The organism is Frankia sp. CoBUL1, from assembly GCF_978021245.1.
The window spans coordinates 1-10205 of the sequence record NZ_CDXDOS010000114.1; the positions used below are offsets into that span (position 1 = coordinate 1).

The window sequence follows — 10205 nt, forward strand, 5'->3', positions numbered from 1 at the left end:
ATCGGGCGCGGACGGTCTGGATACGGATCCGGTGGCGCCGTGCCCACGCCTCGGCGCTAAGGTCCGGACGGCTCGACGTCCTAGCCGCCACAGACACCATCATCCTTCCGAGACTGGCCGATCCCACCCCGCCACTGGCCGCGGACCTGCGCGACGCACGGCGGTCCACGGCGGCACGCGGCGGCACGCGGCACCCGGACCGAGCGGTCACGCCGGCAGCGCAGATGAGTAGTTCCGGACCGCCGCGTCCACTCGCTCCGCCACCTGGTGGATGATGGTGCCTGCGCGTAACCCGCCTTGTGCCGTGCGTCTTCAGGAGGCTTTCGGTATGCCTTTGCAGGCTGCTATTCGGCTCGATGTTCGGCTTCTCGTACGGATTGACGACCGCGTTCTCCTCGCTCGCCCGCCGGGAGAAGCCTGGCATGTCCTTCCGGGCGGTCCGGTGGCGGCGGGAGAGAGCACGGACGACGCTCTCGAACGGCAGGTAGGCCGCCTCGCCGGCCCTCGGACGATCTCCCGGCAGTTCATCGGCGCGGTCGAGCACGACGGAACCATCACCGGCCACTCACCTGAATCCGCAACCGATCACGTGCTCAGTATCATGTTCGCCGGCTTCTGGCCGTCCGACATCCCGACGCCGTCACGCTGGGGGGAGCACACGCTGGTTCCGGTTAACGTCAACGTGCTCCTCGCGACACGCCTGCGCCCGCTATCGATGGCCGAGGTGGTACGTCGCTGGCTCGCCGAAGGCTGGCCGCTCTGGCGCGGCCTCGATCCCGCCGTCGGCAACCGGCGGCTGCCCTCCCTGGCCTCACTGCGCGCGCAGCTGTTCGCCCGTCGGGAGGAGCTGCGCAGCCTCACCTTCCGGGACGCCGCCGTGGCGATCTGTGCCCTCGTCACCGCGGCCGATGGTCGCATCGATCCGGCGGAACGCGAGGGACTACTCGGCTTCATCGCCACGGATCCGGTGATGTCCCAGTTTCCCGAACAGGACGTGGAACGGCTCTTCGATGAACATCTGAGCCGTCTCACCGCAGACTTCGCCGCCGGCAAACAGGCCGCGCTGGCCGACATCGCCAAGGTGCGGGGGCGGGTGGCGGAAGCCGCCGCCGTGGTGCGCATCGGGCAGGTGATCGGCCTGGTTGACGGCGAGTTCGTCGCCAGCGAGCGGGCCGTGGTGCGGGAGGCCGCCCTCGCCCTCGGCCTGAACACCGCCGAGTTCGCCCTGTGAGGGGCGAGCCGGCGCCGGTTGAACGACGTCGCCGACCCGTCCGCTCATGGCCTCCTCGGCTGGCCTTCCCGGCGCGACGGCACAGAGCGGCCACGTCGGCCCCGGCGGGCAACTCGTACTCCCGGCCGTCCAGCACCGGCCGCACCAGCCGGCACCTCATCGTGGCGGCAGCGGTGGGGACCGCCGCCGGTCAGCTCTCCTTCTTGATCTCAAACCAAGACAGGATCCTGCCTCCGAACTTCAGGTCACCATCAATCTTGATCTTTCTGGTGAGGAAGAGCTTGGCCCCGCTGGCCTGACCGGAGACCACCCGAACAAAGCGGACACGATCCGTGATAATGGTCAGCGTCTGCTCCCCCGCGGATTCACTCGGGGTCCCGGTGGCGGGCGGTGTCGCCAGAGTGCAGACACCGTCGGCGACCCGCAGCTCGTAGGTGCGCACGGCGCCGCCCGGTCCACCGTTGAGCACGAATCGGACCAGAGCGTTCTCTTCTTGTGCCTGCTCTGGGCGGAAGGTGTCGCGCATCTGCCGGAAGACCTCGTCCAGCACCGCGTCACCGGCCGGCCCACCCAGCAGGTCGGAGACCTCACGCTCCGACATAGCGGGCAGACCGCTGACGAGTCTCGCCGGGTCGGCCGTGGAATCGACGGCAAGATCGGACATAGCCACACTCCTTTGCGTTCGTGTTGGCGTTCGTGGGCGGCGGCCTGTCGGCAGCACGCACGAGCACGCTAGCGAAGACGACACGGCGACGGTTCCGTGGGCGACGCAACCGGAACATCGCGCGTGACGGCCCAGCCACGGACGGCCCAGCCCACGGAACCGCCGCCCGCCGGCGGGTCACTATCGTGGCCAAGGTGGTCACTCCCACACTTCGACGCGTCGAAATCGACGGGCACCCCGTTCCCCTCGATGAGCCACACCGCCTAGCCCTGCTCCCCCACGGCCACTTCACAGTGCTGCAGGTGCGAGCCGGTCAGGCCCGGGGCCTGCGGTGGCATCCCGCCCGGCTGAATGAGGCGAACCAGGAGCTCTACGGCGAGCCTCTGGACGGCAAGCTGGTTCGCCACCGCATCCGGCAGGCACCGTACGCCACGGCGACAGCCGCCACCGCGACGACCGCCACCGCGACGACCGCCACCGCGCTGGATGCCACGGTCCGGATTGTCGTCACCGAGCGGCCGGACGGCGCAGGGGTGCGCGTCATCGTCGCGGTCGGCGAACCGGCAACCATGCCGACCACCCCACAACGGCTGCGGTCAGTGCCGTACCTGCGCCCGTTCGCCCACCTCAAGCATCTCGGGACGTTCGCGCAGATCCAGCACGGCCGGCTCGTCCGCCGTGACGGCTACGACGACGCCCTGTTGACCGCCCCCGGCGGGCTCATCGCGGAGGGCGCAATGACCAACATCGGTTTCTTCGATGGCAACATGATCGTCTGGCCGGACGCTCCCGCCCTGCGCGGAGTCACCATGACGCTGTTGGAGCAGGCACCGGCGGACGGCGGCCCGCCCAGCGTACGGGCCCCCGTGCGACTGGCGGACCTGGCGGGCTTCGAGGCCGCCTTCGTCACCAACTCACGCGGGATCGCGCCCGTCCGGGCCATCGACGGCCACCTCTTCGCGGGATCCGAATGGCTCATGACGACGCTTACCCGCCGCTACGACGCGGTGCCATGGGATCCGATCTGAGCCAGGTCGACGGCGTCCCACACGCCCGGATGCTCCTGCGGAGACCTGAGGACCGCGTCCGCTCCGGTCATACGTCCACCCTGGTCTTCGTATTTCCCGAGAGACAATGAATAACATTTTCAGAATTATAAAAATACAGCGAGATACCAGAGATACCACGACCTGGCCGCGGCGAGAGCGCCGGAATGGATTTCCGCGCGGCGGGTCGCCGGATACTGTCGGCATGCCTCGCTATTTTTCCTTTCTTCCGGTGAAATCCGGCTCCGGAGCCATCCCGCTGTCCGTGAAGGAACACCGCAACGATGCCGCTTGCCTCAGCCCAGCTCCTGGTAGCGCTCCTGCTGCACGAACAGCACCGCGTCGAGCCCGCGGGTGTGCCCCTCCGTTACCCCTCCCCGCCTCCCGCGGAACGCCATCTCATCGGCGCGGCGACGGCGCTCGCCGCCGGCCGGGCGAAAGGAGCACTGCGGGAGTTGCGGCAGAGCGAACACGACCCGACCGACCCCGATCACATGGCGGCGCACGAGGCGCTCTACCTCGCCGCGCTGGCTCTCGACCTCAACTGGTCCCCTGATGACGTCGGCGTCGTCCGAGCCTGGGCCACGAGGACGTTCGCTCCGCCTCCGGCCGGATTGGCCAAACCAGCCGGGCCGTCGCGAACCATGACGGACGCCCCGCTGATCGCCTGGACGACGCAGGTCATCTCCCGTCAACGGCACGCACTGCTCGAACCGACGACCGCGGTCATCTGCGTGCTCGCTGCCGAGATCATCCCCGGCATTCGGGTGGCGCGGGCACAACTGGCCCTGACCGGTCACCGCGTCGACCACCGCGAAACCGGCCGGAGGCACGAGCCCGGCCCCCATCGCATGCCCTATCGCCTGCCCTGTAACGTGGTTGTGCACGGTCACGGCGCCGATCCACCGCGCGCCGCACGGACCGCCGGCCCTGCCGGAACACTCGTAATGCAGGCCCTGGCCACGGCTGACCTCTTCGTCACCCATCTCGACGAGCTTCCGGTGCCACAGGCGGCGGCGTACGCGCGGATCCTGCGGGCGGATCTGCTGTTCCGGGCGAACCAGGAGGCCGAGGCCGGCATGGCGTTGGACGCGGTCGAGGCCGGCGCCGGGTCCGACCACGCAACACTGGCCCATGCGGCGCTGGTGCGCGGCGACTGGGCCGGTTTCCCGGACGGCGGGGCGCAGACGCTCGGCCGTCGGCCCGGCGGGAGCCGGGTCATCCGGTCGCGAACGGCCTATCCGGAACGCGCGGAGGAACTGTGGCAGCGGGCCCTGACCGCCTACGGGCGCGCCGGGTCGGAGGGCGGACGCGCCGCCGGACTGCTCCGGCTGGCCGGGGCGCCGACGGCGGCAGGCCGGCCGATCCTGCGCAGGGCCCGGATCGACGAGGCGGCCCGGCGCGCCCGGACAGCCGGCAACGAGGCGCTGACCTGGCTGGCGAGAGTGCAGAGCCAGGCCGAGCAGGCGGTTGCCGGAGAACCGTCCGCAGCGGGACTGCGGGCCATGATGACGGCGCTGGCCGACTGGTCCAGGCTGGAGGGAAGCACGAGTTACGGCCGCGGGCTCGGCCGACTGCTGATCGACGCCGGCACCGCTGGTGACCCCGATACCGGCACCGCTGGTGACTCCGACGATGTCGAGGCGGCGGGCCGCGAGGATCCCGGCCGGCGGCCGGTCAGGATCGCTGCCCGGGGAAGGGTGGCGGAGTCGACGGCCGGGAACCGCGGCCGTTCAGGGACCGGACGATCTGCCTGACCAGTTCAAGCTCCGCCGCCGCACCGTCCTTCTTGTCGACGAGATCGATGTAGCTGATGCCGCGCAACAGCCCGGCCGGGTCACAGGTCTCGACGCGGATCGGGATCAGCGTGCGCTTCACGCCGTTGGGATCCGCCTGCCAGGCCGCCTGCATCTTCTCCGAGGCCAGGTAGCTCTTCGACAGCACGGCGAGGGTACGCCGGGACTGCGAGATCCCTTCGTGCAGCAGACCGATCTCGTGCTCACCGGGCAGCGCGTCGAGGGCCGCCAGATGCACCGAATGACCCCGGCCTTCCAACACGCGGGCAATCCAGGAGCCCCAGGCCTCATCGGACGGATCCGCGGAGATGAGGAAGTCCCACTTCCCAGCCGCGACCGGCCCCTGATCGGAACCGTTCGACGGGGTCCGCACCACCGGAAACGGGCGCCCCGGCAGCGTGATCCACACGAGGCCCTCGTACTTGCCCGCCACCGACACCTCGACTCGGCGGTACTGCGCCGGGTCGAGATCCCGCAGCCGCCCGGCCACCGTACTGTGGTAGAATTCGGACAATAGGACGAGTGCCAGTTCCGCGTTCCTGTCCTGTTCCAGCAGCTGCCGGATGGGGTCCGCGTCGACCAGCCGGGCGGCGACCACCGCCGCGTCGCCGACGAAACCACTGCCGTCGATACCCACCTCGCCCTGGTGCAGGGCCAACCGCAACCGGATTCGACCGGTCTCGTCACGCCCTCGGTTGTAGGTCCGCAGCGCGATCCGCAGTTCCCGGACGAACTCGGTCGCGAGGACAGCCTTGGGAACGTCGGCGGCCACGGCCGCAAGAAAGCCGTCGCCACGATCCTGGCGCAGCCGGATCGACCGGGGAGGCAGGCCGGCGCCTCCGACCGCCTCATCGACGATCCGGCGCAGCCCCTCCCGCCAGCTCGCCTGCGTCGCGATGTCCTGACGGCTGTAGCGCCTGGCATCCAGGCAGAAGACGCTGACATGCCGCGGGACGCCGTCCTCCCGCGGGGCGCCCTCGCCACGGGAAACACCGTCCCCCCGGACGGCGTCGGCGAAGATCCGGTTGCCCCGATAGTCCCGATGCGCCTCGGTGAGGATGCGCCTCCGGCCGTCCGGCAACAGGCCGTTCTCCAACAGCGACGCGAGTTCGGACCAGAACTCGAACGACGACTCACCCGGGTAGAACTGCGGATGGTGCCGACGCGCCAGCCCGGCACGTTCCAACAGATGGGTCGCCTTCATCTGGTTGGTAAAGGTGGTGGAAAGCGCCTCGATCTCCGCCTCGGTCAGCCGGTCCGTCACGAGTCCCCCGTAGGCATGCCCCCAGAAATCCGGCGACGCGACGGTAGGTGGTCCGTCAGCCGGCGGATTCGTCCTCGAATTCTAACCCGTCCCTACCCGTTGTATTGGATGGGTTCACCGACCTTCGGTGTCGTGCGCGGGACCGAGCCGCGGGGAGCGTCCGGGTCTCGCGACGGGTGATGACACCCGCCTCCGCGGCACCGACGCCACCGGCACCGCTCGCATGGTGACCGTCCAGCACAAGGCGACGCTGTTCCTCCGCGGCGGTCTGCTCGACCTGTCGCATGGCGCGGCGCAGGATCGGCGGAGCCATGACCGACGTGACGATCGCGACCAGAACGATGATCGTGTACGTCTCGGTGGAGAGCACCCCCAGCCGCACGCCGACGCTGGCCACCACGATCTCGATGACCCCCCGCGCGTTCATGCCTGCGCCCAGGGCGAGACCCTCCCAGGGGGTCAGCCAGCTGGCCCGGGCCCCCGCGTACACACCGGCAAACTTGCCGAAGACCGCGACCGCGAGCACGATCACCGCCGCGAACAGAACCCGGGTTTCACTCAGAGCAGTGAGATCAACACGCAGGCCCGCCGTCGCGAAGAAGATGGGCGCAAGCACCGCCATCACCACGATTCGCAACGGGGCGACACTGGCATGATCCACCAGGCCGGACGACCCGAGGACGACCCCGCCCAGGAAGGCGCCGAACACCGCCTCCAGCTCCAACGCCTGCGTCCCGGCCGCCGACGCGAGCACCAGCACGGCCACGAAGGCCACGACCGATCCGCTCCTGGCGCCGGGATCGGCGCCAGCCCCGGCGCCGGCACCACTCGTGGCAATGATCCGTCCCAGCACGGCCCGGACGACGACCCGGCCGATCGTCAACGCGAAGATCCTCACCCCGAGGACGTAAAGCACCGACAACGCCGTGTCGCCCGCCCGGACACCGGTGGTCGCCATCGCGGACACGACCGCCAGCATCAGCCAGCCAACGGCGTCATCGATGACCCCGCCGGCCAGCGCGAGCTGCCCGACCTCCCGATGGGTCAGACGCATCTCCATGAGCGTCTTCGCCATCACCGGGATGGCGCTCACGCACATCGTCACCCCGAGGAACAGCGCGAAGACCGTCCGGTCGCCGTCGGGGCCCAGCAGGGAGGACGGCATCAGCACGCCGGTGACGATCCCGAAACCCAACGGCAGGAGCAACCCACCGAGGCTGATCCGGGCGACGGTGAGACTGCGCCGGCGGATGATCCGCGTATCAATCTCGAACCCGCTGAGCGCGACCAGGAAGAGGACACCGAGCTGTCCCACCGCGTCGAGCAGGTGGAACTGCGCGGCGTCACGCGGAAGAAACCAGTCCGAGAAGGTCGGCCACAGCGTTCCGAGCAACGACGGGCCGAGGAGCACGCCGACGCAGAGCTCACCGACGATGGCAGGCATCCGCAGGCGCACGGCGACACGTCCGAGCAGAATTGCCAGACTGAGCAGCATGGCGAGCTGAAGCAGGAACAGCAACAGGGAATGCGGCGGGATCGAGGGGACGGGCCGAGTGGACGTGAGGGACAATGTCTCTCCTCGGACGTCTCGCCACCATTGACGGCGGCGAGAGCTCCAGGCCGACGTCCGACGACCGGCAGGCGCAGCGGCGACAGGCCAGCCGAGAGCCGGAATCACGGATACCGGATACCTCGTCATCCCCCGTCGCCCGCGCGCCTGCGATTCGGTCGGCTGACGCCGCGGGCGCCGGCACTGGTACCGGCGTCCCTCAAGAAGAAAGCACAACGGACGCCGGAAAGTCCGCCGTTCGTGTCATCTCCCGCCGCATCCGCCGCCTGGCACGGAGCCCTGGATGGATAATCACGTTTCCGGGCCGGCAACCGTGACCGACCCTCCACACTTCCCTCCGCTCCGCCGGCCTGCGCAGGCTTCACCGGCCTGCGCAGGCGGGGAGAAATCGGCTCAGATGAGGCCGAGCGCGCGGACCGCCTCCCGCTCCTCGGCCAGCTCACGCACCGAGGCGTCGATCTTCTCCCGGGAGAAGGCGTCGAGCTCCAGACCCTGCACGATCTCGAACCGGCTGCCGGACGCGGTGACCGGGAACGAGGAGATGAGCCCCTCGGGCACACCGTAGGAGCCGTCGGACGGGATCGCCGCCGAGGTCCAGTCGCCCGCCGGGGTGCCGTTGACCCAGGTGAAGATGTGGTCGATGGCCGCGGAGGCGGCCGACGCCGCGGACGAGGCGCCGCGCACCTCAATGATCTCGGCGCCCCGCTTGGCGACCCGCGGGATGAACTCGTCGGCGATCCATGCCTGGTCGCCGACCGCCTCGGCGCCGCTGCGCCCGCCCACCTCGGCGTGGAAGATGTCCGGGTACTGGGTAGCCGAGTGGTTACCCCAGATCGTGATCTTCTTGATCTCGGCGCTGGGCACGCCGAGTTTCTTGGCGAGCTGCGCGATCGCGCGGTTGTGGTCAAGCCGAGTCATCGCGGTGAACCGCTCGGCGGGCACGTCCGGAGCGTGTGTCTGGGCGATGAGCGCATTGGTGTTCGCTGGGTTCCCGACGACGAGGACCCTGATGTCCTCGGCGGCACCACTGTTGATCGCCTCGCCTTGCGGCTTGAAGATCCCGCCGTTGGCGGACAGCAGGTCGCCGCGCTCCATGCCCTTGGTCCGCGGGCGTGCGCCGACGAGGAGGGCCACATTGGTGCCCTCGAAAGCCCGCTTGGCGTCGTCGAACACGTCCACCCCCGCCAGTAGCGGGAAGGCGCTGTCCTCGAGCTCCAGCGCCGTGCCCTCCGCCGCCCGCACGGCCTGCGGGATCTCCAACAGACGCAACTTCACCGGCGTGTCCGCACCCAGCAGCTGGCCCGACGCGATGCGGAACAGCAGCGCGTAGCCGATCTGACCGGCGGCGCCGGTTACGGTGACGTTGACAGGCGTTGAGCTCACTGGCTTCTCCTGGTGCAGATCACGGAAGATCGGGGTGCGGCCCGTGTCGTCCTCGTAACGATCCCGAGCCGGCCGGGTAACCGGTCCTGGAGCTGGAACGTCTTCTGCCGCCCCAGCGATGCTAGTCCGAGGCTAGTCCGAAGTTCTTGGTCAGGAGGCACGGGCGGCGCGGACGCGGCTCACATCGCGGCGCCACGATGGGGCACGTGCTACCGGCCGATCTCGGTCCCGCACCGTGGTACGGGCGGGACCAGCACGAAACGTTTCGCGTCCGCGGTGACCTGAAGGAAGGTGTGGCAACGGTTGATCTGCCCGAAATGGGTGGCGAAGTTGACGGGGACGGGCAGCAACCCGTCCGCGTCATAGCCGCGCACCGCCCGCAGGCCCCTGATGAACGTCTCCCGGCTGGGGCATGGCCCGGCGGCCACCAGACCGCGCAGGAACATGTCCGCCGAGATCCACCCGGACAGGGCCGCCTGCTGGGCCGGCGGGGACACCTGGGGCGCGTACTCCAGCATGGCCTGCAGGAACCGCTGGTGAGCGGGAGTCACCTGCTCGAACGGCAGGTAGTCAACGAAGCTGTAGACCCCGGCCAGCACTCCGCCGAACAATTGCAGGAGACGCTGGTCGTAGCCGGTGGGCGACAGGATGACCCGCAGATCCGCCCGGGCCGCCCGGGCGCCCAGGACCACCTGGCCGAAGGCGGCGCCGGTGACGGCGCCGACCAGGACGTCCGCGCCGCTGTCGCGCACCTTCCGGCCGATGCCCGGGATGTCGATCGGCCCGGTCGCGTCGATCCGGCCGAGCACCCGCACCCCGGCCGCGGCGAGGCTCAACGCCATCTTGTCGGCGAGGGTCACGGAGGTCGCCGAGAACCCGGACTGGGCGATGATCGCCCGGTGGCCGCCACGCTCGGCGACGAACTCACCCCAAGTCGTGACGGACGGCCCGTCAAAGATCATATTCGAGTAGCTGAACATGTTGTCGTTATGGGTCCAGGCCGCCTCCAGCGAGGTACCGGTCACCGGTATTCGCCGGCTATTGAGATAACCGGCGGAACCACTGGCCACGGAGGTCGACTCGATGATTCCGAACACCTGGTCGTTCTCCACGAGCCCCCGGGCGGCGGCCTGGTTTCCGGTGGGATTCGAGGCGTCATCCCGCCAGACATAGACCACTTTTCGGCCATACACACCGCCCGCCTTGTCGGCCACCCCGAGCCGGGCGTCCACCCCGGCCCGGAAGGACCGG

At 69.5% G+C, this 10205-nt stretch carries 8 protein-coding genes; 3 read left to right on the forward strand and 5 right to left on the reverse strand.

Annotated features, from left to right (window positions below; translation table 11 throughout):
• The first annotated feature begins 328 nt into the window (after nucleotides 1-328).
• Nucleotides 329-1231, forward strand: a complete 903-nt coding sequence (locus AC08OX_RS10255) for a TerB family tellurite resistance protein (protein ID WP_476607596.1) — start codon at nucleotides 329-331, stop codon at nucleotides 1229-1231.
• A gap of 190 nt (nucleotides 1232-1421) precedes the next feature.
• Here AC08OX_RS10255 and AC08OX_RS10260 read toward each other — a convergent pair whose 3' ends face one another.
• Nucleotides 1422-1895: an SCP2 sterol-binding domain-containing protein gene (locus AC08OX_RS10260; protein ID WP_476607597.1), complete on the reverse strand. Its 474-nt coding sequence runs from the start codon at nucleotides 1893-1895 to the stop codon at nucleotides 1422-1424.
• A 185-nt stretch (nucleotides 1896-2080) separates the two neighbouring features.
• Here AC08OX_RS10260 and AC08OX_RS10265 point away from each other — a divergent pair, with 185 nt between their 5' ends.
• Together AC08OX_RS10265 and AC08OX_RS10270 are read left to right on the forward strand one after the other, a co-directional pair.
• The gene (locus tag AC08OX_RS10265; RefSeq protein ID WP_476607598.1) at nucleotides 2081-2923 is read left to right on the forward strand and encodes an aminotransferase class IV family protein; all 843 of its coding nucleotides are present in this window, start codon (nucleotides 2081-2083) and stop codon (nucleotides 2921-2923) included.
• Between the two features lie 302 nt (nucleotides 2924-3225).
• On the forward strand, nucleotides 3226-4698 hold the full coding sequence (locus tag AC08OX_RS10270; protein WP_476607599.1) for a hypothetical protein: 1473 nt from the start codon (nucleotides 3226-3228) through the stop codon (nucleotides 4696-4698).
• Here AC08OX_RS10270 and AC08OX_RS10275 read toward each other — a convergent pair.
• The 4 genes from AC08OX_RS10275 to AC08OX_RS10290 form a co-directional block, all read right to left on the reverse strand.
• A complete protein-coding gene (locus AC08OX_RS10275; RefSeq protein WP_476607600.1) occupies nucleotides 4619-6001 on the reverse strand; it encodes a TIR domain-containing protein in 1383 nt (460 codons plus the stop codon). The genes AC08OX_RS10270 and AC08OX_RS10275 overlap by 80 nt on opposite strands.
• Before the next feature lie 55 nt (nucleotides 6002-6056).
• Nucleotides 6057-7571 carry a cation:proton antiporter gene (locus AC08OX_RS10280; RefSeq protein WP_476607601.1) on the reverse strand — a complete coding sequence of 505 codons (1515 nt, stop codon included), beginning with the start codon at nucleotides 7569-7571 and terminating at the stop codon, nucleotides 6057-6059.
• A gap of 393 nt (nucleotides 7572-7964) precedes the next feature.
• Nucleotides 7965-8954: a malate dehydrogenase gene (locus tag AC08OX_RS10285; RefSeq protein ID WP_476607602.1), complete on the reverse strand. Its 990-nt coding sequence runs from the start codon at nucleotides 8952-8954 to the stop codon at nucleotides 7965-7967.
• A gap of 209 nt (nucleotides 8955-9163) precedes the next feature.
• A partial coding sequence (locus AC08OX_RS10290; RefSeq protein ID WP_476607603.1) for an ABC transporter substrate-binding protein occupies nucleotides 9164-10205 on the reverse strand: 1042 nt, incomplete at its 5' end.

What these genes read in the sequence shown, in the direction of transcription:
- AC08OX_RS10255 (WP_476607596.1), top strand. Translation starts at nt 329, where the DNA reads ATGCCTTTGCAGGCTGCTATTCGGCTCGATGTTCGGCTTCTCGTACGG.
- AC08OX_RS10260 (WP_476607597.1), bottom strand. Translation starts at nt 1,895, where the DNA reads ATGTCCGATCTTGCCGTCGATTCCACGGCCGACCCGGCGAGACTCGTC.
- AC08OX_RS10270 (WP_476607599.1), top strand. Translation starts at nt 3,226, where the DNA reads ATGCCGCTTGCCTCAGCCCAGCTCCTGGTAGCGCTCCTGCTGCACGAA.